Annotated in this window: 25 protein-coding genes; 18 read left to right on the top strand and 7 right to left on the bottom strand. The window is 42.1% G+C overall.

Going from position 1 to position 26,614, the window contains the following annotated elements; genetic code table 11:
* Window positions 1–46: 46 nt before the first annotated feature.
* From E7Z79_RS02300 to E7Z79_RS02275, 6 genes are all read left to right on the top strand, one after another.
* The gene (locus E7Z79_RS02300) at window positions 47–1,507 is read left to right on the top strand and encodes an AAA family ATPase (RefSeq protein WP_303738365.1); all 1,461 of its coding nucleotides are present in this window, start codon (window positions 47–49) and stop codon (window positions 1,505–1,507) included.
* A 2-nt stretch (window positions 1,508–1,509) separates the two neighbouring features.
* The gene (locus E7Z79_RS02295) at window positions 1,510–2,574 is read left to right on the top strand and encodes a zinc ribbon domain-containing protein (RefSeq protein ID WP_303738364.1); all 1,065 of its coding nucleotides are present in this window, start codon (window positions 1,510–1,512) and stop codon (window positions 2,572–2,574) included.
* Window positions 2,575–2,632: 58 nt separating this feature from the next.
* A complete protein-coding gene (locus tag E7Z79_RS02290) occupies window positions 2,633–4,147 on the top strand; it encodes a helicase C-terminal domain-containing protein (RefSeq protein WP_303738363.1) in 1,515 nt (504 codons plus the stop codon).
* A complete protein-coding gene (locus E7Z79_RS02285) occupies window positions 4,141–5,109 on the top strand; it encodes an SseB family protein (protein WP_303738362.1) in 969 nt (322 codons plus the stop codon). The genes E7Z79_RS02290 and E7Z79_RS02285 overlap by 7 nt, the downstream gene beginning before the upstream one ends.
* A gap of 254 nt (window positions 5,110–5,363) precedes the next feature.
* Window positions 5,364–5,933, top strand: coding sequence for a hypothetical protein (locus tag E7Z79_RS02280; protein ID WP_303738361.1), 570 nt, complete (start codon window positions 5,364–5,366; stop codon window positions 5,931–5,933).
* Window positions 5,934–5,937: 4 nt separating this feature from the next.
* Complete coding sequence (locus tag E7Z79_RS02275; RefSeq protein WP_303738360.1) at window positions 5,938–6,264, top strand: zinc ribbon domain-containing protein; 327 nt, start codon at window positions 5,938–5,940, stop codon at window positions 6,262–6,264.
* Between the two features lie 12 nt (window positions 6,265–6,276).
* Here E7Z79_RS02275 and E7Z79_RS02270 read toward each other — a convergent pair whose 3' ends face one another.
* Window positions 6,277–7,656 carry a 2,3-diphosphoglycerate synthetase gene (locus E7Z79_RS02270; protein WP_303738359.1) on the bottom strand — a complete coding sequence of 460 codons (1,380 nt, stop codon included), beginning with the start codon at window positions 7,654–7,656 and terminating at the stop codon, window positions 6,277–6,279.
* Window positions 7,657–7,699: 43 nt separating this feature from the next.
* Between E7Z79_RS02270 and E7Z79_RS02265 the strand changes: the two genes are divergently transcribed.
* From E7Z79_RS02265 to E7Z79_RS02225, 9 genes are all read left to right on the top strand, one after another.
* The gene (locus tag E7Z79_RS02265) at window positions 7,700–8,410 is read left to right on the top strand and encodes a UPF0280 family protein (protein WP_303738358.1); all 711 of its coding nucleotides are present in this window, start codon (window positions 7,700–7,702) and stop codon (window positions 8,408–8,410) included.
* A 137-nt stretch (window positions 8,411–8,547) separates the two neighbouring features.
* Entirely contained in the window at window positions 8,548–8,835 is a 288-nt protein-coding gene (locus tag E7Z79_RS02260; RefSeq protein ID WP_303738357.1) for a UPF0058 family protein, read from the top strand.
* 98 nt (window positions 8,836–8,933) lie between these two features.
* Window positions 8,934–9,704 carry a phosphosulfolactate synthase gene (gene comA, locus E7Z79_RS02255; RefSeq protein WP_303738356.1) on the top strand — a complete coding sequence of 257 codons (771 nt, stop codon included), beginning with the start codon at window positions 8,934–8,936 and terminating at the stop codon, window positions 9,702–9,704.
* A 51-nt stretch (window positions 9,705–9,755) separates the two neighbouring features.
* Window positions 9,756–11,006: a methanogenesis marker 16 metalloprotein gene (locus tag E7Z79_RS02250; RefSeq protein ID WP_303738355.1), complete on the top strand. Its 1,251-nt coding sequence runs from the start codon at window positions 9,756–9,758 to the stop codon at window positions 11,004–11,006.
* Window positions 11,003–11,617 carry a ferredoxin:CoB-CoM heterodisulfide reductase subunit HdrC gene (gene hdrC / locus E7Z79_RS02245; protein ID WP_303738354.1) on the top strand — a complete coding sequence of 205 codons (615 nt, stop codon included), beginning with the start codon at window positions 11,003–11,005 and terminating at the stop codon, window positions 11,615–11,617. The genes E7Z79_RS02250 and hdrC overlap by 4 nt, the downstream gene beginning before the upstream one ends.
* Window positions 11,598–12,545: a ferredoxin:CoB-CoM heterodisulfide reductase subunit HdrB gene (gene hdrB / locus E7Z79_RS02240; protein ID WP_303738353.1), complete on the top strand. Its 948-nt coding sequence runs from the start codon at window positions 11,598–11,600 to the stop codon at window positions 12,543–12,545. Before hdrC ends, hdrB begins: the two co-directional genes overlap by 20 nt.
* Entirely contained in the window at window positions 12,535–14,844 is a 2,310-nt protein-coding gene (gene hdrA, locus E7Z79_RS02235) for a ferredoxin:CoB-CoM heterodisulfide reductase subunit HdrA (RefSeq protein ID WP_303738352.1), read from the top strand. The genes hdrB and hdrA overlap by 11 nt, the downstream gene beginning before the upstream one ends.
* A gap of 152 nt (window positions 14,845–14,996) precedes the next feature.
* A complete protein-coding gene (locus tag E7Z79_RS02230; protein ID WP_303738351.1) occupies window positions 14,997–20,270 on the top strand; it encodes a C1 family peptidase in 5,274 nt (1,757 codons plus the stop codon).
* 3 nt (window positions 20,271–20,273) lie between these two features.
* The gene (locus tag E7Z79_RS02225; RefSeq protein ID WP_303738350.1) at window positions 20,274–20,669 is read left to right on the top strand and encodes a HEAT repeat domain-containing protein; all 396 of its coding nucleotides are present in this window, start codon (window positions 20,274–20,276) and stop codon (window positions 20,667–20,669) included.
* A gap of 7 nt (window positions 20,670–20,676) precedes the next feature.
* On the opposite strand, the gene E7Z79_RS02220 is transcribed toward E7Z79_RS02225, so the two are convergent.
* Window positions 20,677–21,966 carry a dicarboxylate/amino acid:cation symporter gene (locus tag E7Z79_RS02220; RefSeq protein WP_303738349.1) on the bottom strand — a complete coding sequence of 430 codons (1,290 nt, stop codon included), beginning with the start codon at window positions 21,964–21,966 and terminating at the stop codon, window positions 20,677–20,679.
* Between the two features lie 182 nt (window positions 21,967–22,148).
* Entirely contained in the window at window positions 22,149–22,409 is a 261-nt protein-coding gene (locus E7Z79_RS02215; RefSeq protein ID WP_303738348.1) for a MarR family transcriptional regulator, read from the bottom strand.
* A gap of 139 nt (window positions 22,410–22,548) precedes the next feature.
* Between E7Z79_RS02215 and E7Z79_RS02210 the strand changes: the two genes are divergently transcribed.
* Window positions 22,549–22,806 carry a hypothetical protein gene (locus tag E7Z79_RS02210; protein ID WP_303738347.1) on the top strand — a complete coding sequence of 86 codons (258 nt, stop codon included), beginning with the start codon at window positions 22,549–22,551 and terminating at the stop codon, window positions 22,804–22,806.
* On the opposite strand, the gene comE is transcribed toward E7Z79_RS02210, so the two are convergent.
* Complete coding sequence (comE, locus tag E7Z79_RS02205) at window positions 22,799–23,335, bottom strand: sulfopyruvate decarboxylase subunit beta (protein WP_303738346.1); 537 nt, start codon at window positions 23,333–23,335, stop codon at window positions 22,799–22,801. The genes E7Z79_RS02210 and comE overlap by 8 nt on opposite strands.
* A 4-nt stretch (window positions 23,336–23,339) precedes the next feature.
* The gene (comD, locus tag E7Z79_RS02200; protein WP_303738345.1) at window positions 23,340–23,831 is read right to left on the bottom strand and encodes a sulfopyruvate decarboxylase subunit alpha; all 492 of its coding nucleotides are present in this window, start codon (window positions 23,829–23,831) and stop codon (window positions 23,340–23,342) included.
* Between the two features lie 125 nt (window positions 23,832–23,956).
* Between comD and cofH the strand changes: the two genes are divergently transcribed.
* Window positions 23,957–25,075: a 5-amino-6-(D-ribitylamino)uracil--L-tyrosine 4-hydroxyphenyl transferase CofH gene (gene cofH / locus E7Z79_RS02195; RefSeq protein WP_303738344.1), complete on the top strand. Its 1,119-nt coding sequence runs from the start codon at window positions 23,957–23,959 to the stop codon at window positions 25,073–25,075.
* Window positions 25,076–25,086: 11 nt separating this feature from the next.
* A complete protein-coding gene (locus E7Z79_RS02190; protein WP_303738343.1) occupies window positions 25,087–25,659 on the top strand; it encodes a thymidylate kinase in 573 nt (190 codons plus the stop codon).
* A gap of 1 nt (window position 25,660) precedes the next feature.
* On the opposite strand, the gene E7Z79_RS02185 is transcribed toward E7Z79_RS02190, so the two are convergent.
* Both E7Z79_RS02185 and priS read right to left on the bottom strand, forming a co-directional pair.
* Window positions 25,661–25,918, bottom strand: coding sequence for a hypothetical protein (locus tag E7Z79_RS02185; protein ID WP_303738342.1), 258 nt, complete (start codon window positions 25,916–25,918; stop codon window positions 25,661–25,663).
* A 2-nt stretch (window positions 25,919–25,920) separates the two neighbouring features.
* Window positions 25,921–26,614, bottom strand: a 694-nt coding sequence (gene priS, locus E7Z79_RS02180; RefSeq protein WP_303738341.1) for a DNA primase catalytic subunit PriS, incomplete at its 5' end; no start/stop codon positions are given.

Here is a 26,614-nt window from a genome sequence, read left to right as displayed (position 1 = left end):
ACAACTTATATAATCCCCCAAGTCAAAACTATTTTTAGGTATACTTATGTTGGAATGGACAATTTGCACAAAATGCGGAAAGGTATTGGACGACTCGAAAATCACATGTCCGGGTTGCGGCTCCAAAACCGAAAAGCTTGAAATGGACTATCTCAAAAAACACCTCTCAGGAATGCTGTTTCTAATCAGGACATTGGACATCGGCCTTTTAAGGGAGCAATGTCCCACAATCAGCACACAGAACGCCTCACTTGAGGTTGTGGTGCTTGATGACCTGTTCAGGTATTTGAGCTTTCTCGGCCTGGGCGACGGAGTCATCACCGACAACGAGCTCAACTTCATAAACGAGCTTCTCGTTTCCTATTACACCAAAGAGGACATCATGAAGCTCACGGACGTTGAAATCGAGGAGATGCCGATGTCATTCGAATGCCTTCATGAGCTTGACCAGTTCGCAAGAAACTATGACATGACAGGTGTTAGGGCATGCAACGAGCTTTTCGAGTCATACAAATTCCTTGGAAAGTTCTTCCTGACAGTTGACGGCGAGCTAAACCCTGAAGTCTATGAGAAGTACACCGATTACATTGACAGGCTGGAAAAGAGACTGGGCGACTATCTCATCGAGGATGACGGCCTTTCATATGCGATTCCGAAGGATTTCGAAACTCCCGAAGAGGAGGATGAGGAAAGCCATTCCCTTGATGAATATCTTGAGGAGCTGAACAGGCTTATAGGCCTTGAGCGTGTCAAGAAGGACGTGAACTCACTGATCAATCTGGTTCAAATCAGAAAGTTAAGGGAGGAGCGCGGCATCAAGCAGCCTGCAATGAGCCTTCATCTTGTCTTCAGCGGAAACCCTGGAACGGGCAAGACTACTGTGGCAAGGCTTCTATCCAAAATCTACCATGAGATTGGACTGCTGTCCAAGGGGCACCTCATCGAAACCGACAGGTCAGGCCTTGTCGGGGGATATGTTGGCCAGACCGCCATAAAGACAAAGGGAGTCATCGATGAGGCAATGGGAGGAATACTCTTTATCGACGAAGCCTATTCGCTGGCATCATCTTCCGAAAACGACTATGGAAAGGAAGCCATCGACACCCTATTAAAAGCAATGGAGGACAACCGTGATGACCTCATCGTCATCGTAGCGGGATACCCTGCACTGATGGAAAGGTTCCTTCATTCAAACCCTGGCCTTGAGTCAAGGTTCAACAAGTTCATATACTTCGAGGACTACACCGCAGAGGAGCTCTATGACATTTTCATGCTCATGTGCAGCGATGCGAACCTTACGCTTGACGGGCCGGCAGACGATTATGCAAGGCAGTACTTCGCCAAGATGTGCGAGCACAAGTCAGACAACTTTGCAAACGGAAGGGCAGTGAGGAACTTCTTTGAAGAGGTTATAACAGCCCAGGCAAACAGATTGGCTCCACAGGAAGACATCACAGATGAAGAACTTAATACTTTAACCTATGAGGATTTTTTAGTTGAGGAATAGATATGTCAAAGATATGTAACAATTGCGGAAAAGAAGTTGACGACGGAACAAAATTCTGTCCATCATGCAGATGCAATACCTTCAGGCAGGTCAATGCCCTGACAGCTCCAAAGGATGACCTTATTCACAGATTATTCTACTGGAACTATCCTCAGGGAAGCATCCTGGCAAAATCAAAGCTTTCAGGAATTGCAGTATTCCTGTATCTATCCATATTCTGGTTGTTAACACCATCATATCCTCTTGCAATACCTCTTGCGCTTGTTTTCGGGCTGATTACATTTCTTTTGGGATACATATTCCATAAAATCAAGGGCGAACCGCCGGTAAACAAGTTAATTTATAACGATTACGGATTGCTTCAGGATTTGTATCATCTGTTCTTCTATTGGCAAACCCCTAACGGAGGATATGTGCAGTCAAAAACAAAAATATTCTCATTTGTCATATTCCTTGTGGCATTTGGCATAGGGCTTTTCTCATTCAACAGTATGATCATTTTAAGCGCAATCATGTTTGCACTCGTATTTGAGGTTCCGGCACTTGCAATAGGATTCGGAATACACAAACTTACAAGAAATGATAACGATGTCAAGCCTGAACTTCCGAAAAGAAAACCTAAAAAGGAGATTAAGGAAACCCCTAAGGTTGAAACCTCAACCTCAAAGGCACAGATCATTCCCGAATACCTTGACTATCAGTTGGAGCTGGACGATTTGAACAAGAAGTTCCAGTCAAAGGAAAAGTCTGCACGTGATTTGATAGCAAAACGCTTCGAGCCGCCGCAATTGACATACACCAGATTCATCACAGGCGTAGACAAGTCAGCAAAGCTCTTTGAAAAGCACAGGGATTCAGCATACACCATGATAAGCCTTGCAGATGAGTACTCACCAAGGATCGCCTCTGAAATTGAGGCAAAAATTGATATCATGAAAGCAATCACCGATAAGATGGATGACCTTTCAAGCGAACTGATTGTCAGCGGCAATGTAACCACCACAGAGGATGTCGATAATCTCGTAGCCGATATGGATGATTTGATTGATTCGGTCAAGGACTATTAATAGTTTTCAAATGCTCTCTCTAAATGTTTAAATACTATCCGGCTATAAAGTTAAAGCAATGTGGCAGTACAGCAACTATTCGAAAATTTCTTCCGTGGCCGAAAGGCACTTTCCCTTCAAAAGCCCAAGGACAGACCAGATGGAAACGATTTCTGAAATAATCGATGCAATCAGCCAGGGCTATAAATATATAGTGCTTGAAGCCGGAACGGGAACCGGAAAATCCGCCATTGCCGCCACACTTTCATCAATATATGACTCTTCATATATATTGACCGTCACAAAACAGCTGCAGGATCAGTACCTTGAGGATTTCAATGGTATCAGCCTTGTAAAGGGAAGGGGAAACTTCACCTGCAGCAGGGATATCACACTTTCCTGCGACGAGGGCAAATGCATTGCAGGCGAGGAATCTTGTGAAAATCCCAAAGAAGACTGCGACTACTATATCCAAAAGCATCTTGCACTCAATTCTAAAACCGTCATCTCCAACTATCATTACATGTTTCTGGAGCTCAACTATGTAGGGGACTTCAAAAAAAGGGAACTCCTAATCTGTGATGAGGCTCATAACCTTGAAAATGTCATAATGAGCCAGCTGAAGCTCGAGTTTTCCTTAAGTGACCTGTCAAGCTACCTGAAGCTGGACATAACAGACGGCATGATTTATGAGCTTGAAAACGGCGATTATGATGTGTGGCTCATGTTCATCCATGAGGTAAGGGAAAAATACCTGAAGGAACTTGAGAAAATCCGGGATGTCCCGAAGCCACATCTTGCAGAAAAGATAGCCTTCATCAAAAGGGAGATAGGCGACTGCAACCGCTTCATCGAAAACATCGCATATGACCCCTACAGCTGGGTTTTCGACTACAATCAGGAATATGATATTCTTGAATTCAAGCCCCTTAAGGTGGACAACTACGCCAGAAACACCCTATTGGAATACGGTGAGGTCTGCATATTCATGAGCGCAACCATACTTGACTGGAAATTCTTTTCCAAATGCCTTGGAATAGGGGAGGATGAGATATATGCGATAAGGCGGAAGTCTCCCTTTGACTTCAAAAGAAATCCTGTAGTCCCTATAGGGGAGTATGACATGTCCCGCAAATGCATAGGCGAAAACGCTCCAAAAACCCTTGACATTGTAAAAACTATTTTAAAGAGACATGAAAACGATAAGGGAATCATACACACCGTAAGCGCATCATGCAAGGACTATCTCATTGACAATCTGAATGATTCAAGGCTGATGGAGCACAACACACAGAACCGTGCCGAGCAGCTTGAAAGGTTCAAGAAAAGCAACGATCCGCTGGTATTGGTTTCGCCGTCCATGAATGAGGGTGTTGACCTGCCGGGAGACCTGTGCCGCTTTCAAATAATGTACAAGCTGCCCTATCCCGATTTGGGAGACAAGCAGATAATGATGAGGGCGAACGCAGATGAGGACTGGTATAATTATAAGACTTCCCTTGCGCTGGTCCAGACCTACGGAAGGGGAATGAGGTTTGAGGACGACTCCTGCGTGACATATTTCATAGATTCAAGAATATCCGAAATATGTTAGAAATGACAGGTTCCTGCCTGAATCATTTAAATATCTTTTCAGACAAAATAACTTTGATGACTAACCACAAACACCTCAGGACAGTAATAGAAGATATATATTCAAACGGAAATGAGCTTACAAAGGATTTGACATTGAGGCTTATACATGAGTTTCGATATTCAAACCTTTATATTCCCGCCAAAAGGGATGATTTCAACCTCAATTTCATCATATATGAAGATGACAACGGACTGAGACTGACTCCACTTTTCACAGACCCGGATGAGTTCAGGAAGTTCTTCAAGGATGAGGAGGACATTGAGCTGATGCAGAATTCCTTCGAGCTCTACCAGAACGTTTTAAAGACAAGCGACATTGAAGGCTATGTCCTCAATCCGGCAACCGAAAAGTATGTCTTCACCAAGGAGTTCATCCTGGAAATCAGGCACATTCCGAAAACCAACTTCTACTCCACCAGAGGATACACCGCTGAGGAGCTCAGGGAAATGAAGAATGCGAGAAATGATGATCTTGAAAGGTTCATCGAAAATCCCAATAACATCGGGGATTACGAGGCTCTCTTTGAGGTGATGTCCAACTCAAGGCTTCTGACAATGATGGTGAGCGATGTGGATTTGGCTTCAAAGGCAAAGGACGGCATCATATCCATGATGGATTCAGGTCCGCTGGCTCAGATGTACACCGACAGGGTCGGAGGGACATATGCAACCCTATTTTCAAGCGAGGATAAGATGAAAGAGGTTGAAACAGACAAGTTCAGGTATTCACAGGTAGTGAACCTTGCGATGCTTGTGAACTTTGTCCTTTCGGAGGATATGGAGGGAATAGTTCTCAATCCCCAAACCGACAACGTCCTGATTCCAAGGGTCACTCTCCTAAAATATTCAATAGGATTCGAGAGGTTTGCCCATGACGAGAAGCTGTGCGACACCATCTATTACATGTTTCTGTTATCATGATTTCATAATTGAAGCCATATTATAATATTATATTCCAATTGCAATATTGTAATGGCTTTAAATGACAAAATATATAACATATGAGGTTCATATCAATATATGGGATTGTTAAGGGACAATCCCCCACTATTTGGTGATGGTTGGAAGGAACCTTATCGGCAATTTTGTATGTACTTTTTTTATTCGAGGGTTTGTTGATGCCGGTGAGGCTCCTTCAAAAAATTTTAATAATTACTAATTTTAAATAGAATATCATGTCTGAACTAGCTGAGTTAATAAGAGTCAACAAGAATATAGAAAAGCAGAACAGGGAAATCATCCGCCTTTTGAAAATCATCGCCGGTGAAGCCGACTTTGTGGACAAGTCAGGCTATGTCATCCCGGAATTCGAGGAGCCGGAAGAGGTATATCCTGATGCCGATGAATTCACATCACTTCTTGACGTCACATGTGAGGTCGGCGAGGTATATTTCATAGACGGTGACATCTACAAATTATCTATCCAAAATAATGAAAAAGTGATTGATAATCTGATGGGTGATGATGAAACAACTAATTTTAATATAGCAGAAATCATATCTGATGAATCCATAAACAGAAATCAAAATATTGATGATGCTACAGTAATACTCACTGACTCAAGTAAGGGAATGTTGCCCCAAACTTTGGAACTTTGCTACAAGCAGGATGCAAAGAAGGTCTTCATTCCATGGGACCAGGCAATGGAGCTGCTTGGAGCCCCTGACACCCTTCAAAGGGTATTGAAGCTTAACTTCTACAAGTCAGAAGAGGACCTAATCAACAAGATGTTTAGTGAGGAGTGATTACATGACCAAATATTGTCCATCATGCGGTGAAGAGCTCATTGATTCAGCAAAATTCTGCAAAAACTGCGGATGCAATCTGGATAATATGTCAGGCCCAATTGACAGCCATCAGCAAAACACTCAGCAGTTCATCGAGGCCAGCGAGAAAAGCCATACCTTTGCAATTGTGGCAGGATATGTTCTGGCGATTTTCATTCCACTCTTCGGTCTGATTGCAGCAATTTATCTCATGACAAGGGATTCGCCAAATGCCAAAAAGCACGGAAAATATGTATTGATAGTTACTGTGGCAATCTGGGTGCTGTCAATGATAGCGGCATTTCGCTAAAAAAAAGAAAGTTTATGATGATTTGTTGAAATCATCAATGGCTGAGTCAACTAATTTTAATACGGACTTTGCCAAATCAGGGTATGAATCATCTATAGGCACTGGTATGTTGTCGCAGTAGACGACTTCAAGGCCGTGGGCTATAGCATCCTTTGTTGCAACGTCAACTGCAGCAGCCTTGAGCTCGGTGAGCATGACGTCGGCCTTGTCCATGTATTTCTGCATGTCTTCACGTAGAAGCGGCCTGTTTGAAAGGTGCGCTGTGGTTCCGACAACCTCACAGTTGAAGTTCTCCTCAAGATATTCAACCAATTTGTCCTTTACGGCTTCCGGAGCGGTTGTTGCAAAGAGAACCTTCTTGCCGCTTATGTCGTCAAGTGCCTTAGGCCTGAATACTGTTGATATCACGGTTGCATCGGGATTCACTTCACTCACAAACTCCTCTATTTCTTTTACCTTATCCGCAGAGCACATCGGCTCCTCACACATTGTCAGAATGACCAGATCTCCAAGGCCTACCCTATATGGACCGAAGTAAGTTGTGAGGTTTTCAATCGGCTGGTTTGCTCCGATAAGTGCAATCTTCTTGTTGGTCTTGATTGGAGGTATTGCAGCTCCGCTTCCCTCGAATATTGCGAATTTGGAGTCGACCTCATTTGCAAGCCTTGCACCCTTTTTCATGTTGGTCAAAAAGACTTCGCCTGCCATTCCTCCACCGCAGCGTCTGCATCCGATGGTTAGAATCCTGCTCATAAGCGCATCTTCCCAGTGGTCACTTGCGGCATGAACGCCCTTTTCTGATTGCTCGAGAAGGAATTGCGCATTGATTTCAACCTTTTCCCCGTGCACGATTTCAGGCTCTTCAGGTCCGCCCCTTCCCATTGCTATTACGCATGGCTCGTATCCGTTCCTGTCAATCAGTCTTGAGACGAAACCTGACACTGCAGTCTTTCCTATTCTTTTGCCTGTTCCGAGAATTGTTATTGAAGGCTTTTCCATTATGTCATACTGTGTTGTAGGCTCGAACTTGAAGTCCGGTCCCTCATATGATATTCCCTCATTCAGGACACGGCATGCAATCTTGAACCTTTTTGAATAGTCAAGTATCGGCTCGTCGCTCAAATCAAAGACGGTGTCGATGTCGTATTTTCGAATCATTTCCACAATGATGTCGTATGGGATGTCCTTGCCTTTTGCAAACTGGACAGGTATTCCAAGCTTTTCTGAGTAGGATTCCTCGGAATCATCCCTGAGCTTTTCTGTTCCTCCGATGAATACTGCTCCCCTGATATCAATGTGTTCCAAATTGTTTAGTGTGTCTATTGCCTCTTGTGTGACTGGAAGATAGTGTTCACCGTCTACCAAACAGAGCATTTTAGTTAAGGATTTCATAATAATAGTATAGTTTTAATAAATAAAAGTTTAATTATAAATTATGGAAATCAACATCGGCGAAACCCACATCAGACTGAGGAGTGATGTGACAGATCATGATTTGGAGAATTATATCCGTTCAATCAGGGCAGATTTAAGCTCATACATTGCCCAGAATCCTGATTTTCTACACAGCTTCAATCCAATCCCAAGCAATGATGAAAACCTGCCTTTAATAGTGTCCAAGATGTATGAATCATCTAGTTTATGTGAAGTTGGTCCTATGGCATGTGTTGCGGGAACCATTTCCGAGATGTCTTTGGATTATCTGATGGATATGAATTCTAAAAATTCCATTGTGGAAAACGGCGGGGACATTGCTCTTGTTAATGACAGGACCGTTTTATGCGGAATATATTCCGAAAATGAGATTTTGGGAAATGGCATTGCATTTAAAATCACAGAAAGGAAATCCCCATTGGGCATCTGCACCTCATCTGGAAAGATTGGCCATTCCATCAGTTTCGGCGCATCGGACAGCGTTACGGTAATTTCAAATTCCGCATCAGTGGCTGACGGGCTTGCAACAAGAATTGCAAATGATGCAAAAGGTCAAAACAGTGAGGACAGGGTTTCAAATGCCGCCGAGACAGCCGAATCCTACAGTGACCTCTTTGATGGCGTTCTGATTATATGCGGAGGCAATGTTGCAACGGTGGGAAGGCTTCCTAAAATCGTAGAGACGGATAAATTCGACATTAATAAAATTTAAGACAAATTGATTTTCCATTTTTCGTAATATATTTTTGAATGCAATATTTAAATATGATAATAATATAATATTATTGTATATATTGAAGGAGTTAATTTTTAACTAACTGAAATTAGTTAAATAAGGGTTAGATATCTATGTATAAGGACGAAATGATACAAATGCATCAATTTTTAGTATATGTTTTAAAGTATTTAGCAGAAGACGACCAAATCAAAAACGACTGTAGTGAATATATCACCCTGAAAATAAGCCCCCATCACATCCACAAGACAAAGGCTGAGCACAAGCATGCCATCTTTGTTCTATGCAAGATTATTTCCGAAATCATCGCCAAAAGGGAGGACAACCCTATCCCTGAAAATGTCCGCAACTCATTATCCGATTTGGTGAGAAGGTCTGAAGCTGAACTTCATGCCGAATAACTCTTTTTCTTTTTTTTTAATTTTAGCAAAGTGTAAATATTATATATGACAATATAACTAACAACATTTTATAGAAATTAAATAACAATTGTGATATCTTGAAATCCTTTGAATTTTTATCCAAAAAACGTGAAGAGAAACCTAGAAATTGTGGAATTACAATGGTTCTGGACAAGGGACTTGGCCTTGAAACCGCAGAAAGCCTTATGAACATATCCGGAGAATATGTGGACTATCTGAAATTCGGATGGGGAACATCAATCGTCCATGAGCAGGACATCATAAAGGCCAAGGTAGTGATGTACAGGGCCCATGACATAACCCCATACACAGGAGGGACACTCTTCGAGCTTGCATACATGAACGATAAACTGGACGAATTTTTCAAAGAAGCCCGTGAACTGGGCTTTCCGGCCATTGAAATATCAGACGGATCCACAAACATCAGTCATGATGACAAATTGAACTGCATCAAAAGAGCAAAGCAGGAAGGATTTGAGGTATTGTCTGAAGTCGGCAAGAAAAATCCCGAATTGGATAAGGAACTTTCCATCGATGAAAGGATAGGATACATGCAGGAAGAGCTGGATGCAGGTTCCTCACTTGTGATAGTGGAAGCGAGGGAAGGCGGAAAGAACATAGGCATATTCGACAAGGCAGGAAACGCCAAGGAAGACGAAATAGACATGATTCTGGATAAGATCGATGCAGACAGGATATTATGGGAAGCTCCAAACAAGGACCAGCAGGTCTTTTTCATACTCAAGCTTGGAAACACTGTCAACCTGGGCAATGTTTCCAGTGATGACATAACATCTCTTGAAACCCTTAGGCAGGGTTTGAGGGGAGATACAGTTGGCAAAATATAATTTGTATTTAACTCGGGCGTTGGCAGTTAAAACAATCAGGAGAGTAAAAAATTGACAACCAGAAGCATCAGCCAAATCAACAAAAAGATTGAGGACGGCGAAGCCAATATATATACGGCAGAAGAATTTAAAAAGCTCATAAGAAATGATGACACTCCAAGCTTCGATGAAGTGGACGTGGTCACCTGCGGAACATGCGGAGTGATGAGCGGAACGGCGGCGATACTCAACTTCATAGTCTCAGACCCTGGAGTGTTCATAAGGGCAAATGAGGTGTACCTGAACGGCGTTCCGGCCTATGCAGGACCATGCCCAAACGAATGGCTTGGATCAGTTGACGTGATACTTCACGGAACAGCACACTCAATACATGACGAGTCATACGGCGGAGGATTCCTTTTAAAGGAAATCCTTGAAGGCAATCCTATTGACGTCAGGGTTGAAAGTGCAGAGGGCAAGACCATCGAAAGCACAATCACAAAGGATGACATCACACGTGCACAGATTATAGGTGCCAGAATGGCATTCAAGAACTACACAGCATTCACCAATCCTGGAAGCGAAGAGGTCCGGTCAATATTTGCGGCAATACCTCTTGAAGGAAACCTTAATGGACTGACATTTTCAGGATGCGGCGACTTGAACCCTCTTCAAAACGACATCCCACACAACGCAATCAAGGAGGGAAAGAGAGTCCTTCTAAACGGTGCGGTCGGATACATTTTGGGAGACGGTACAAGGTCAAGTGCAGAAAAGCCTAACCTTATGCTTTCAGCCGACCTTACAGAGATGGACCCGTATTACCTTGGAGGATTCAAGACATCACAGGGCGGAGAGGTATATGATACCGTAGCGATTCCAATACCTGTGCTTACAGAGGAGATATACAACAATCTGCTCATTACAGATGACATGATTGACCTGCCAGTGGCTGACATCAGGGGACGCCACTTGCCACTTGACAGTACAGACTACGGCAAGATGTGGACCGGACATGACCTGAGACCGCGCTACAATAGCGACAAGTGTTCTTCATGCGACAGCTGTACCGTGGAAAGCGTCTGTCCGACAAATGCGTTCACAAACAGAAGAATCAATCTTGCATACTGTTTCGGATGCGGAATGTGTTCACACTACTGCAGGAATGACGCCTTTGACATGAATACCGGAAGCGTCAATCTGCACATAAACGATGAGGACGTTACAGTTCCTATCATTTTAAGACAATCAGACAGGCTTAGGGCCAACAAACTATCATTAAAATTAAAACAGATGATTGAAAAAAGAGAGTTTAAACTATGACCACTCAAAGGATTAACGACTCCCCCATTGATTTTGCCGAAAAGATCATAAGGGACGTCAAAAACTCAAAGGAGGATGGGGTGCTCAAATGCGTTCAGTGCGGAATGTGCACATCAACATGTCCCGCAGCAAGGCACTCCGACTACAATCCCCGTGACATAATAGAAAGGGTTCTTGAAGGCGATGAGACCATTATAGATGATGACAACATCTGGAACTGCTTCTACTGCTATACCTGCCACAGCGTATGTCCCGTTGGAAACAGCGTATGTGAGGTAAACCAGATATTGAAGCAGATTGCAATAGAATCCGAAAAAGGATATGACAAACTATACGAGTATCTGGGCTTTGCCGATTCATACTTCACAGCGGCAATCGGAGCGATACCTGAAAGGTTCTTTGCAGACATCGACCGTGACGTGCCGGGCTGGTGGGAGTTCAGGCAGAACCTTGATGAAATCCGAAATGAACTGGAACTTGACCCTCCGCTGATGCCGTCTGAGGACGTCATTGATGAGGTAAGCAAAATATTGACCATAACAGGTTTCAAGGACAAGATCGAAAGGATAAGGCAAACAGAGGAGGGTGACAATGAAGAACATACCGACTAAGGACATACTCCTGTTCAGAAGCTGTCTTGTAAGCGTAGAGTATCCCGGCGTTGAGGCATCAACCAAATTCGTCTTCGACAAGCTGGGAATAGACTATGAGATATCACCAAAGCAGACCTGCTGCACAGGCCTTGGCCACTATTCCGATGTGTTCAGCCAGATTGACACAACAGCAATAGGGGCAAGGAACTTCAGGATTGCAAGGGAAATCGGAAGGCCGAACCTTGTCATGATGTGTGCTACATGCTATGCAATCAACAAGAAATCGGTCAAGCTCCTCAACAGGAAAGATGAGCTGAGAAATCAGATCAATCAGTTATTCGAAGAGAACGGCCTGTCCCATTTAAAGTATGAGAAGGATGACCTGAATCCCACAGAAAACATATTCCATGTGGTGGACATACTATATGCCAAGAAGGATGAGATAAAAGACCACATCAAGTATGACCTGAGCGGGTATAAGATTGCAACCCATCACGGCTGCCATTACTGCAAGGTCCACTATGAGGACACAATCGGAGGAGTGAGGGACCCGAACATAATAGATGAGCTTATAGCCGAATGCGGATGTGAAACAATAGGATGGTATGACCACAAGAGAGCCACATGCGGAACAGGCTTCCGCCAGAGGTATTCAAATCCCGAACTGTCATTCACAGCCACTGCAGACAAGATGAATGCAATCTGCGATGAGGATGTCGACATTCTCGTTCACCTGTGCCCGAACTGCCATATCCAGTTTGACAGGTATCAGCATCTAATAGCGGAACGTGAAGGCAGAAACTTCAAGGCAATACATTTGAATGTTGCGCAGTTCATAGCCTTGGCAATGGGCGGAGACCTTGATAAGGTTATCGGCGCCAAGGCCCATACAGTACCAATCGATTCAATAATTAAGGATTTAAAGGAGGTTGCAAATGAGAGATGATTTAAAAGTTGGCGTGTTTTTATGTGAGTGCGGAGGAAATATCTCCGACATTATAGATTTGGATAGGGTTCGCGAAGAACTCAATGTGGAATTTATAGGACAGTTTGAAAACTTATGTTCACTCAATGGTCGAAAGATCATACGTGATGCCATATTTGACCATGATCTTGACCGTGTGGTTGTGGCGGCATGCTCACCCATATCCCATGAAAAGACATTTCAGGATTATGTGAAGCCCCTAAACCCATATCTCATGGATATGGCAAACATACGTGAACAGTGCTCATGGGTGCATGACAACAAGGAACTGGCAACCCACAAGGCACTGACGCTTATCAACGCATCAATCGAGAAGGTAAAGCAGTCCGATGCCGTTGACCCTATATATTGCCAGACCCCTGATGAGGTTGCGGTCATCGGCGGAGGTATAGCCGGCATGAATGCGGCGTTGTCCCTTGCAAAGCAGGGAACAAAGGTAACCCTCATCGAGCAGTCTCCGTCAATAGGAGGGCACATGGCAAAGATAGGTAAGGTATTCTCCCCTGTCAAGATTGCAGAGGAATGCGGAATGTGTCTTTTGAATCCAATATTGAATGAATTGGTGTGGAACGAGAACATTGAGGTGCTGACAAACACCAAGGTCATCGAAGCTGAAAGAAGGGCAGGGACATATAACCTGATACTGGAGAAATCCCCAAGATATGTCGACACGGAAAGGTGCATCGCCTGCGGAAAATGCGCAGAGGCCTGTGAAGTGGAGGTTCCGAACGACTGGAACGACAACCTGTCAATGCGCAAGGCCATCTACAGGCCATTCGGACAGTCATATCCCGAAGCATATGTAATAGATATGGACAACTGCGACAAATGCAGCAACTGCGTAAAGGCATGTACCATGAAAGCCATCAGGCTCAGGGGAAAGCCTGAAAGGATTCCTCTGCAGGTCGGTTCAATAGTTGTTGCAACAGGCCACAAGCTCTTTGACATGGAAAAGCGTCCGGAATACGGATACACAAGGTATGATGATGTAATAACCCAGTCCGAATTGGGCCGTATCACTGGGGTAAACGGACCTACAAAGGGAAAGCTTCTCAAATCTAACGGCGAGGTTCCGAAGCGTGTGGTGATGATACAGTGTGTAGGCTCAAGGGATGAAAAGCCAGACGGCCACAGGTACTGTTCTAAAATATGCTGCACAGTTGCACTTAAGAACGCAAACATCATAAAGCACAAGTATCCCGACACGGATGTTCTGATATGCTATACCGATGTCAGGACCCCTGGAATGTTTGAGAAATATTACAAACACACACAGGAGAACGAGGTTAGGTTCCTCAGGGGAAGGCCGGGAGAGGTCGTCAAGAAGGGAGACAACTTCATCGTCAGAACAGAGGATACACTCAAGGGCGAATTCATTGAAATCGAAGCTGACATGGTGGTGCTTTCAACTGCAATGGAGCCGTCTGAGGGAACTGCAGAGATTGCTGAAATCCTGAATGTGGGAATTACAGAGGACGGATTCATCAAGGAATCACATCCGAAAATCAAGCCTGTGGCAACAGATGTTCAGGGAATATTCGTCTGCGGAACCGCCCATGAGCCGAAGGACATCACCGATTCAATCATGCAGGCGACAGCCGCAGCGGCAAAGGTCAACGAATACAACTATGGCGGTGTTGAAATAGAGCCGTTCATAGCTGAAATCGACACTGAAAAGTGTATAGTCTGCGGAGACTGCATCGAGAGATGCAAATACAAGTCAATGAGCATACAGAATGACCAGATATATATAGATCCGATGAGCTGTACAGGATGCGGAAAGTGTCTTGTCGGATGTAACCAGAGGGCGATTCACGTGAACGGAAACATAGACGAGAAGATACTGGCAACCATCAAGGGAGTATTGTCCAAAAAGAGGGAAGGCGAACGCATGATACTGGTGTTCCTGGACAATATCGGATACACCGCAGCCGACAACATAGGAGTCAACAGGCTCAAGTATCCTGAATCCATACATATAATCAAGGTCATTTCAGTAAACCGTGTAAGTCCGAAGCATATACACTATGCCCTTGACAACGGTGCCGATGGTGTATTCATCGGTGAGTTTCCGGGAGATCTCATGTATGATGAGGTCGAGCGCAAAATCCAAAGGGTCAAGGACAGGATTTCAGAGATGGGCGAGAATCCGGAAAGGATTACCTTCTCAAAAGTGTATATCCCATATTTCTCAGGGCTTGCCCGCAAGCTGACCGAATTCGACAATAAGATTGAACAGTTGGATGAAGTGGAACTATAATTTTTCCCTTCAACCTTTTTTATTTTTTTGAATTAATTGTTAACATACTGAAATATTCTTTTTTTTAAATAATCTTGTAGATACATTAATTAATTAGTAATTACAAAAATATAATTCAATTTAGATGATAAATCGAAATTGGATGATATATTATGAATTACAAGAAGGGATTGATGGTAATTTCAATATTGGTTTGCATTCTTTTCGTGATATCATGCGTTTCGGCTTCGGATGATATTGCAGGAGATACGAATCAGACACAAAGCAGTGAAGATGAACAGATAGTTTTAGAGCAGGACAGCTCAGACAATGAATCATTGACAGTAGCGAATGATGAGGATGTTTTGGGTGCAACATCCCATATATATTTCGATGCATCCGCAAAATATGACGGTGACGGTTCACAGTCAAAGCCATATAAGTACTATGACACCGACAGGATTGCTTTCGGTTCAACCGTTCATTTCAAGAATGGAGTATATAATGTACAGAGTACCCTGTCAATCAGTTCATCCTTAAGCTATAAGACAACATTCATAGGAGAGGGACAGGATACCATCCTCAAATCCTCAAGCAGCATCCTTGGTTTTAAGGTAAGGGACAATTCCAATTTCGTGCTTCAGGAACTGACAATTGATAGTGCTAGGATAAACAATAACGGTAATCTAGAAGCTAAAAATGTGCTTTTCAGGAATGCCGACAGCAAATACAGCCAGATTTATTCCATAAGTACTTCCGTAAGCCCTACCGTAAAGCTGACAAACTGTAATTTCCAGAACAATCATGCAACAGATTTGGGAGGGGCAGTCAGTCTTAATAAAGGAACTATCACAATTGAAAACTGTAACTTCTACAATACAAGATCAGATATCTTCGGAGGGGCAATCAAGCTTCAAAGAGGTACCCTCACTATAAAAAATTCCAGATTCGAATCAACCCAATCAAAACATGGAGGGGCCATATATGCTAAAGATTCAACAGTTAACATAATAGGCACTGATTTTATCAACTGTAAAGCCGCTGTCTTTGGAGGAGCAGTTGCCTGTGAAAATTCTCCATTGACCGTTGATGGTTGTGATTTCACCAATTGTAGGTCACAGGAAGATGGTGGAGGTGCAATATATGTTATGGACGGTAATTCCAATGTGAAAAATTCATACTTTACCAATGACTCAGCATACTTCGGAGGTGCAATCTGTAACCTCAATTCCCGTCTCAATGTATCATTCAATGAATTTTCCGATAACTATGCAGATTATTACGGAGGTTCCATCTACAACATGTATGGAAATGTATATATGTTGGAAAACAGCTTCTACAACTCAAGGGCTAAAGTCAGCGGAGGAGCAATCATCACAAGGTTTTCAAACTCATTCATAATCAGTTCAAATAATTTCATAAGGACCTATGCGGAAAACGGTCCTGTAATCTTCATTGACGGGGATGAGGATTCTATCACCCTAGAGAACAACAATGTCTATAGGGATATCTACAAGTTTATGGCCGTCTACAGCGGATTATTGGACGGAAATAAAATTGTGTCTCAAAGCAATAATCTTACATTCTCTATTTCAAGTGATGGAAACTATCTCTATGCTCAAAGCGATGATTCCTCTCTGAGCAATCCTTATGTAGACTTGAAAGTTTTATGTGGCGGTCATAATAAGATCAACACTATTTTAAATAATTTAAACATGATACAATTTAACATCACTAAAATCGATTCAAGTGTAATCAGTGACAGCATTGAGATTTTCCTCCTCGATGAGGTCGGAAACCGTATATCATTGGGTAGCTATGAACTGGAAAATATTGATTATCTCAATGCAAATCTCTTCAATATATCATTTAACGATTATCTTTTAAAAATGGATTACGAAACCCTATATTCTCATCATCATTTTGCTGAAGTGCCTTTGTTCAATTTCACCGCACCGGTTGCACCTGGGTCTCTTCCTAAATCATATGATTCAAGGGACTATGGATACATCACACCTGTTAAAGACCAGGGTACAGGAGGTAACTGCTGGGCTTTCGGTGGAGTGGCAACCCTTGAGGCATGTCTTAAAAAGGCAACAGGAATCACATTTGACTTTTCAGAGGAAAACATCAAAAATCTCATGGCTGAATATTCCATGTTCGGTTGGGATCCTAATGGAGGAGGATATGATGCTCTGGTTTGGGCGTATTTGGCAAGCTGGTTCGGTCCGGTATATGATGGAGATGATATTTATGATGAATATTCCGCATTGTCCGTGATTTATAACCCTGCATTGCATATTCAGGATATACTTTCACTTCCTGATGTTGTATCAAGCAGCTCTGATTTCCCTAATGCAAGAAATAAAGTAAAAGAAGCAATTATGGAGTACGGAGCGGTTACAATGTCAACTTCCTGGACAAGTACAGAAAACCACTGTATGAGTATTGTCGGATGGGATGACAATTACAAGGGTTATGACTACTTCGGAAGCTACACTCAAGGTGCATGGATAGTCAAAAACAGTTACGGCCCGGACTGGGAATATAACGGTTATCTGTATATCTCTTATTACAGAACAATTTATGATTTGTACACCTTTATTTTCGCACCGATAGCTAAGGAATATTCAGATATCTATCAATATGACTATGGAGGATATTCAAAATATTTCGGTATACCAAACCAACCTAATTACTTTAAAAATAAGTTCACATCCCGGGAAAGCGATATTTTATCTGCAGTTTCAACATACTTCCAATCAAATACAGATTATACAATCAGAGTGTACATCAATGGAGTATTGAACAGCACTCAAAGCGGAAACGGCCATACCGGATATAATATTATTCATTTGGATAATGAAGTTCAATTGGCAAAAGGAGATGTGTTTGAAATCGAATTCGAAACTCAAAATTCATTCATTCCTGTTTACTCAGCAAATTACAACAATAAGGAAACATTCAGTTCAGGTTTGTCATTCTATAAAACTTTTGCAGGAGGAAACTGGATAGATTTATACTCTTCAACCACTCCTAGAGTTGCTTGTATCAAAGCGTTCACAAGGCCGGCACACCTTGAAGAATTTGAAGTCAACTTCAGAAACATTTTCCCTACAGTGCCACTCGGTACTGATATTCCATTTACAGTTACACTTCCTGGCAACGTTCACGGATTGGTGACATTCACAATCAATGGCCAAAATTATTATGTGGAGGCGGTAGATGGTAAAGCTACCTTAAACATTGCATTTACTAAAACAGGTCAATATACTATAAGTGTGCACTATGAATCCAGTTTGGCTGAATCAAACAACATATCCTTCCGTTTTTCTGTGGTGGATGCTTCAGTACAGTCAGTCATATCTATTAAAACAGATGATGTTGTAAAATATTATGGAGGATTCGGTAACTTCAATGCCACATTAACAGATTATTTCGGAATTCCACTTGCAGGCAAGACTTTAACAGTTAAAGTCAACGGCAAAACATATACTCCAAAAACCGATGCCGACGGTGAAATCAGCATTGACTTGAACCTGAATCCTGGAATATATACAGTATACACTTACTATGGCAACAAAGTCGAAACATCCAAATTCATAGTCAAATCAACAATCGGTGCAGTCGATACAAGTGGAGAGTTCCTGAACACCTTCGTCAATGCAACATTTATGGATTCCAATGGCCAATTCCTTCAAGGCGGAAATGCCATATTCCATGTTGACGGTAAGGAATTCATTGGAGCTATTAATGGTAGCGGTTTTTCATTAATCGAACTGGATTTGGATGCAGGAAACTATACCATGACAATTACAAATCCTGTCACAGGTGAGCAAACCGTAAGAAACCTATTCATCGACAAGACAACACCAGGATTCTTTACAATTTCCATCTATCAGTACGGACACCTCGTTTCAATATATGCCGATTTGCCTTTCAATGCAAACGGATACGTTACATTGCAATGTGAAGAATTTCAAAGCACATACTCACCAATCAACAAGAGCGGATACACAACACTGAAAATGAATAATCTTCCTGTTGGAAACCATGTATTGACAGCATATTATGAGGGAGACGACAACTATATGGGTGTCTATAACATTAATCGAAATTTCACTGTCTATGAAACAAACATCGAGATAACCTCATATGATTCATCATTCTATTATGATTATCTGAATCCTGGCATATACACTGTCCATGTAAGGAACAATGGACTTCCAGTCCAAAATGGAGATGTCGTCATCACAATAGATGGTCACACCCGTAGCGCTCCATGTAGGGACGGCATTGCATATATCCGCATATTCGAAAAGCCTGGAATTTATCAGGCTGTCCTCGAATACGGTGGAGTCAACATTACACATGAGATACATGTCAAACCAACAATAATCGCCGATGCCACTTTCAACTGCAACTATTCACAATCAGCGGTGTCTGCCACATTCATTGATGCCCACGGCAATTACATCCAGAACAGGGACGTTACATTCTATGTAGGTGCAGATGAATATCATGGAACAACAGACGCAAACGGATACATGACCATGAATGTTGCTGCAAGTGCAGGTTCCCACGAAGTTGTATTCATCAATCCGGTTACCATGGATGAATTCAGGTCTGTTCTGAATGTCAGCAAGATAACCCCTCAGCTCGATTATAGAATTAAAGAGAATTCAGATTCATACTCATTTGCAGGCATATTGTCCCAGGCTGCTACAGGTGGAACTCTCGTATATACATTTGAAGGCAAGGAATACCTGATAAAGTATGCAAGAGGATTTGCAGATTTCAAAATCACTCCTGTCCGTGAAGGCGACTTCAGCATTGGCGTAAGATTCACAGGTGACCACAACCTGGAACCGGTATCTGGTTCATTTATTGTGCATATGAATAACAAGGCTGATGTCTTCACAGTGTCCGGCCTTACAGTTAATTACGGTCAGAATGGCCGTGTTGCAATCACCTTAAGTGATGCAAGCGGCAGGTTGAAGGCAAACTCCAGAATAACCGTGGTCGTCGATGGAAAAACATCATACCTGACAACCAATTCATATGGAATGGCATACTATACTGTAAACCTCAATGCCGGAACACACTCACTTAAGTTGACAAGCAACAATAATGGAAATAAGGCAGTTAATCTGGTCGTCAAAAAGTCAACCCCTGTATTGACATTACCTAAAAAGACTTTCAAGGTCAAGGTCAAAACCAAGAAATATACTGTCACATTCAAGCTGTTTAATAAGAATCTCAAGAACTACAAGCTCACCTTGAAGGTTAAAGGCAAAAAATACAATGCGGTTACCAATGCAAAAGGACAGGCCACATTCAAGATTACCAAATTGAACAAGAAAGGAACATTCAAGGCTGTAGTTACATTTGGCGGAGACGGTAACCTCAATAAGGTAAGTAAATCCGTTAAAATCAAGGTCAAATAGCTTATGAAGCTAAGTGAATTGTTTAAGGGCAGCTCTGACTTTGAAGAAAAGTCCAAAGAGGTAGATTGCATTGCCGATTTGGACATTCTCAAAGAGATTGCCAAAAGCGATCCCGACTACAGAATTAGGATGAAAGCGGTCATGAGGATATCCGATGACCCTTTCCTAAATGATATTGTGCTCAATGATTCCAACCGTAATGTCAAGATTGCCGCTTTAGATAACCTCACAAACCAAAAATATCTCGAAGGCATTGCCAAAAGCCATCCCAATAGCCATGTGAGGATATATGCAATAGATAAAATAGAAGACGAATCGGTGCTGAATTATATTGCCGAAAACGATTCCAACAGAAGCGTGAAAGATGCGGCATTAAAAAAAATAAAAAAGATTATGTAACTTAACGTTACATAATATGTTTTTCCTCTTTTGGCTGTTTTTTACCGTTGTATATATCTACATCCATTTCCTTGTTTCTTAATGAAACGATAATTGTACAGATTGCATCACCTGTAACGTTTACCGCTGTCCTGAACATGTCAAGGATATGATCTATTCCAAAGATAACGCCTATTGCCTGTATAGGAAGTCCTACTGAATTGAACACCATTGTCAATGTTATGAGTCCAACTGAAGGAACGCCCGCTGTACCGATGGATGCCATTACTGCAGTGAATATTACTGTAAGCAGTGCAGAGGTACCCAAATCGATACCATATGCCTGAGCGGCAAACATCACAGCCACACCCTGCATGATTGCTGTTCCGTCCATGTTTATTGTAGCGCCCAGTGGTATTGTAAAGGAGCTTACGTCACGTGAAACACCCATTTCATAGAGCTTGTCCATGTTCAGAGGTATTGTCGCATTTGAAGTTGATGATGAGAATGCGAAGAACATGACTGGGATAAACTTTTTGAAGAAGTTTATCGGATTCAGGCGTGTTAATATGACAAGCAATGACGGATAGACAACGAAGGCCTGTATGGCAAGACCGATCAGCACGCAGATGAAATATTTCCCGAGAGGCATTATTCCTTCCAGTCCAAGGCTGCCGAATGTTTTTGCCATCAGACAGAAAACACCGATAGGGGCGAATTTCATGACGATTGCTGTCATTTCCATCATGATTCTGTTACATTCGGTGAAGGCTTTGTTCATTATTTCTGTCTCTTCCCTAAGTTTGGCCAGTATGATACCTATGAGAAGTCCGAAAATGATTACCGGAAGCATGTCCCCGTTTGCAAGTGAATTGAATGGGTTTTCGGGAACCATATTCAGTATGGCACCAGGCAATGTCTGGTTTGTTGTCACATTGGATGCATCTGCAAGGGCTGTCATGTGCAATCCTGCACCGGGCTGAAGGACGATACCAATTATCAAAGCGAGTGTAATCGCTACTGCAGTTGTCAGCAGATAAATCAGGATTGTTGTTCCTCCGATTGTTCCTATTGTTTTAATATCGGATATTGATGCGACACCGACAACTATTGAAAAGAAAACGAGGGGAACAACCAGCATTTTCATCAGTTTGATGAATAGGGTTCCTCCCAGGTAGAACACATTGTCCATAAGGATAATGTTTTTAATGTACGGGTCTGTTACATAGAAGTTGACTATAAGACCAACTATAAGACCCAAGAACATTCCAATCAGTATCCAGTTTCCCAGGCTTATGCTTTTTAGTTTAGTTAACATTTTTTTCCTCATGTTAAATTTTGTTGAGAGCAATTAATAAGTTTTATCTATATTTATGGAGACAAAAAATAATCTTTTAATCTAATGTATAAAAATATTGACAATCAATTCATTTTTTTGACTGTTTAAAAAAATAAGTGGTGGAATAATCAATCGTAAAATTGATTTAATGATGATTATTGTTAGAGGCATTCAAGGATTTCCAAACCCGACTCACTGCATTTGTAAAGCCTGCCCTTTTTCACTTCCTCGTTGAGGCAAACAACAAGGTTTTTGCTCTTAAGGTCATGAAGCGCTGATGAAATCTGGCTGGTTTTGAAGCCGGTTTCGCGTGCGATTTCAGAGGGCATCTTATATGAATTTCCAATGGTTTTCAGGGTTTCGATTCTGTATTTTGAAATTTTAACAAAACCCAGAGTGGAATATAATTCTTTTTCATTCATGCTAATATTTGTTTAAATTAAAAAAGAAAAGTTTATATACGAATTTATGTGAATTTATGTCTGTTTTATAATAATTTAATAACATATTAAACGAAAACTTAATATTAATTAACTATATATAATAAAATGGGGGCATATTATGGCCGAAGCAAGCTATGAAGAATTGATTTTGGATATATTGTATGTTGATGGAAGGATATCAAAGGCCAAACTCATTGGCATATTGGTGGGCCTTATTATTTTCATCATTGATTTGACCTATATGATTCCCCATTCCCTGAGAATCGGCTTTTTGCCGTTTTTTATTACAGTGTCTATTTGCTTTTTCCAGATAGTGTTATATTACTGCATATGCAGAGGTGCAGGCTATTTAATTAGAAAGGTTCTAATTAAATAGAGCTCATGAACCTTTCCTTGATGGTGATTGGATCCAAATCGATGATTGGTGCTTTTGAATTGCCAGGTTCTGTCTTATAGACTATAAAGCTTACGTCATCGCTTCTTATGATGTCCTTAAGATTTATGTCCTCGAAGTTGAAGCTGTTTTTGTATCCAACACCCTTTGCAGCCTCAACCAAATCTATTTTTTGGCAGTAGGTGTCCTGATTGCCGGTTGAACCGTAGGCGCCGTTGTCGATGACAATCCATGTGAGATTTGAGGGATTGTTTGCAAATATTGTCACAAGTGAGCCCATGTTCATGAGAAGTGACCCGTCCCCGTCAATGACTACAACATCCTTGTGTGGCTTAGCCATTGCAAGACCGAAACCTATTGATGATGCAAGGCCCATTGACCCAATCATATAGAAGTTTTTAGGCCTGTCGTCTATCTCATACAGCTCCCTTGACGGAAATCCTATATTGCATATTACCAGTTCTTCGTCTATGCTTTCCATTATTTTCTGTATCGCTTCATATCTTGCCATAATATCACCAGTATTTGATCTCCAGTAGAATGCTCACAGGCTTTCCCTCATCTTCTGAAAGTTCCCATGACAGTCTTATGTCATCATAGGCCGCTTCAGGTGTGGCAGGTGTGAAGAAGTTGAATCCCATTGATTCAAGAATAAGCGGAGTGGATTCACCCATCGGAACCTGTCCGCAGATGCTTTCGCCTTCGGTTCCCCTGTGGCTCATTATCATAAGTAGGGGAAATTCATACAGTTCCATCAATGACTTGAGAGCGTTTATGGAGTTTCCAAGACCGGAATTCTGCATCAGAATGGCTGTCCTTTTGCCTCCGAGATATGCTCCTGCGCATATGCCTATCCCTTCCTCTTCACGGGTAACCGGAATATGTGTAATTTCCGGGTCCTCATCAATCATGTTCAATAACTTTGATAAATTGACACATGGAACGCTGACGATAAAGTCGATTCCCGCATCCTTTAGTCCATCATAAATAGCTTCCGTACTATCCATATTATCACTTCTTTTTCATTGATAATAATTTTATATCTTAATTAGTATAAAAAAGTATTTAAATTTGGCTTATTTTAGTTTTATAAATAGTAACCTTTTTATTTATTTAAATCTAATATAAAATCATGTTTGATATACTATCCGTTTCCTCTAAAACAGAAAAAATATTGACAAAATCCCTTGATGAGGAGATTTCTGTTGAAGAGGCTAACCATTTGATGAATATAAAAGGGCCTGAATTATACCCTTTACTTGCAACTGCTGATTATTTAAGACAACAAATCGTTGGGGACAACGTAACATTCATTAACAACTGTAACATCAACTTTACAAATATCTGTACTGTAAGATGCGGCTTTTGTGCATTCGGTAAGGATGCCGATGACCCTGAAGCATACATACTAAATGACGAACAGATACTTGAGAAAGCTGAAGGCGCCGTTGCAAATGGTGCACGGGAATTCACACTTATGGGTGGAGTTCATCCGGATGCGGACATCGACTATTACATACATCTGCTCACATTGCTGAAGGACAATTACCCTGATGTATCAATTCACGGATTTTCACCGACCATGGTCAGGGACGCATGTCTTGCTTCAGGAATTGACATGGCTGAAGGTTTTGAATCCCTTAAGGCTGCAGGCCTTGACACTCTTCCAGGAACTGCCGCGGAAATACTGACCGACAGGTCAAGGGAAATAATCTGTCCTGAAAAGGTAAGCGTGGCGGAGTGGATTGAAGCTGTCAAGACCGCTCAGGAAGTCGGAATTGAAGGCTCAGCCACAATAATGTATGGTCATGTTGAGACTTTGGAGGAAAGGGTAGAGCATATTGATATTATAAGACAGATTCAGCATGAGACTCATGGATTTACCGAGTTCATTCCAATGACATTCATGCATGAATATTCACCGATCTTTTTGGAAGGCCAGTCAAATCTTGGAGCTACCGGAACACAGGACTTGAAGCTTTATGCGGTCTCAAGGCTGATGCTTAGGGATGTGATTCCAAATATCCAGATATCCTGGGTGAAATTGGGATTCAGGTTTGCGCAGATAGTGCTTGCCGCAGGTGCAAATGACCTTGGAGGCACACTCGGAGGCGATGAGCTTTCAGCTGCTTCAGGTGCACCGGATGGCGTGAATGCATCTATCGATACATTGGCACGTATGGTCAGGGATTTGGACAGGCATCCGATAGAGAGGAATTCCAATTACACTGAATTTTACGAAATAGAATAGAAAGGTTTTTTATGAGGAAATTTATTGTCATAGATGGATTGGACGGTTCAGGAAAGGACACACAGGTAAACCTTTTGGCAGAGGCCTATGAGAAAAAGGGCCGCAATGTTACTGTCCGCTCCCATCCGTGCAGCGACAATAAGTTTGGCCGAAAGTCAAAGCAGGCACTACTGAAAACAGGCAAATACAATAAGATCAAGGCAACCGTCTATTTTGGCCTTGATGCGATAAGGTCAGTGCATATGTACTATTATAACAGGGATGTTGATGTGGTTATCTTTTCAAGGTATATCCTGGCGGTGATGTATCTTCCGAATGTCGTCAATACAATAGTGTACAAGATTGTGGCGTTCGTCCTTCCGACATCCGACTGCATGTTCTTTTTGGATATAACGCCTGAAGAGTCCCTCAGAAGGATAGGTTCCCGTGATGAGGAAACCGAAATGTTTGAAAATATAGAATCTCTCAGGGAAAACCGTGAAAAGTCCCGGAAGTTCACATACAACTGGAATGTGGTTCCGGCAGATGATTCCCCTGAAGTGATTTCAGAAAAAATAGTTGCCAAGTGCTTCAGCACTGACTGAATTACAATACTTCTTTTATACCGTCTGATGTGATGATCATCAGTGAGTTGAGATTTTCCAATACAAGTGAAACGATAGGATGTGTCTGTATGTCCTTGTGCATGAATATTATCTCATTGCCGACAAGGTCAATCCAGTTTACATGATATACGACAACGCCGTTTACGATAAGTCCAAGGTATTCTGGAACATATCTGTTTTCATTAATCTCTTCAAAGTATGGGTTTTTTCTCAATATCTCTCTTAATACTTTATCCATAATCATACACCTTTTCTTTCATAAACGAATTTCGGAACGGCCTGGTCGAACGGGTCGAATCTTTCCCTGTCCTTGACTTCCATGCACTTCATGCTCACCTTGGAGTGAAGTGAGGACGGCAGTCTCAAAATCCTTTTGAGGTCGATTGATACCTTTGCATCTATTGTTGCAAGGTTCACCCTTGCCATGGCCTCTACAAGGTTCTTGTATCTTCTAGGCCCAATGTCCTTTTTGAAAAGTCCCCAGTTGCCATTTTCAAGGTGGTGCCTTGAGGCTATTATGTCCTTCATGAGCTTGGGATTGATTCCGTCGAGCTTTTCGTTGCCCACAAGATGCTGGATGTTGAACTTCACCCTGTCGGTGAATATCTTCTGGTATCCCACAGGTATTGTGAAATGTTCGAAGTTGAAGCTCTGGTTGGATATCTCGGCGTTCATGAACTGTGATTTTGGAACCTCGGCGCCTGCAGCATATTTTAGGACTTCAGAGCGAAGCTCGCTTCCCGCTGTCATCATCTCCTCATCCATGATCCTTATGTGATATCCCCTTCCGGAGTATATCAGATGGATGTTCTTCAATCCCAAATCGCCTTCAAGAGTATCAATCAGGTTGTTAACTATTTCCAAAGCCTCTCCAAGACAGATTTCACACACGCCATCGCACTGGCATGACCTAATCGGTATGTCCTTTGCGTCA

The sequence above is a fragment of the Methanobrevibacter thaueri genome (assembly GCF_015062905.1).
Lineage (GTDB): Archaea > Methanobacteriota > Methanobacteria > Methanobacteriales > Methanobacteriaceae > Methanocatella > Methanocatella thaueri_A.
This window is presented reverse-complemented; position numbering and strand designations above follow the sequence as displayed.